This is a genomic window from Vibrio sp. TRT 1302, assembly GCF_050113875.1.
In the GTDB taxonomy this organism is placed as follows: Bacteria; Pseudomonadota; Gammaproteobacteria; order Enterobacterales; family Vibrionaceae; genus Vibrio.
This window is the reverse complement of the sequence record NZ_JBNJOF010000050.1, coordinates 1-857: the sequence shown is the minus strand read 5'-3', so window position 1 is coordinate 857 and position 857 is coordinate 1. Positions and strand designations below refer to the sequence as shown.

Sequence of the window (857 nt, the reverse complement as noted above, 5' to 3'; positions counted from 1 at the left end):
TGGGATGACAATGGTATCTCTATCGATGGTCACGTTGAAGGTTGGTTCTCTGACGATACACCTAAGCGTTTTGAAGCGTACGGCTGGCACGTAATCCCAGCAGTTGATGGTCACGATTCAGAAGCGATCAATGCGGCAATCATTGCAGCAAAAGCTGACCCTCGCCCTACGCTAATCTGTACTAAAACTATCATCGGTTTTGGTTCACCGAACAAGTCTGGTTCGCACGACTGTCACGGTGCACCACTAGGCGCTGATGAAATTGCAGCAACACGTAAAGAACTTGGTTGGGAGCACGGCCCGTTCGAAATCCCGGCTGATGTCTATGCTCAGTGGGATGCTAAAGCGGCAGGCGCAGAAAAAGAAGCTGCGTGGAATGCTAAGTTTGACGCGTATGCAGCAGCTTACCCTGCGGAAGCGGCTGAGCTTAAGCGTCGTCTAAACGGTGAACTGCCAGCAGAGTGGGAAGAGAAAGCCAACGCGATCATCGCTGATCTACAAGCTAACCCAGCAAACATCGCTTCACGTAAAGCGTCACAAAATGCGCTAGAAGCATTCGGTGCAATGCTACCAGAATTCCTAGGTGGCTCTGCTGACCTAGCACCTTCTAACCTAACGATGTGGTCTGGTTCTAAGTCTGTATCTGCTGATGATGCTTCTGGTAACTACATTCACTACGGTGTGCGTGAATTCGGTATGACGGCTATCATGAACGGTATTGCCCTACACGGTGGTTTCGTACCATACGGTGCAACATTCCTAATGTTCATGGAATACGCGCGTAACGCAATGCGTATGGCTGCTCTGATGAAAGTTCAGAACATCCAAGTTTACACGCACGACTCTATCGGTCTAGG

1 pseudogene is annotated in these 857 nt (G+C 49.8%); it reads left to right on the top strand.

Going from position 1 to position 857, the window contains the following annotated elements:
- A pseudogene (locus ACQEXP_RS21210) lies at positions 1–857 on the top strand (transketolase); the annotation flags it as partial.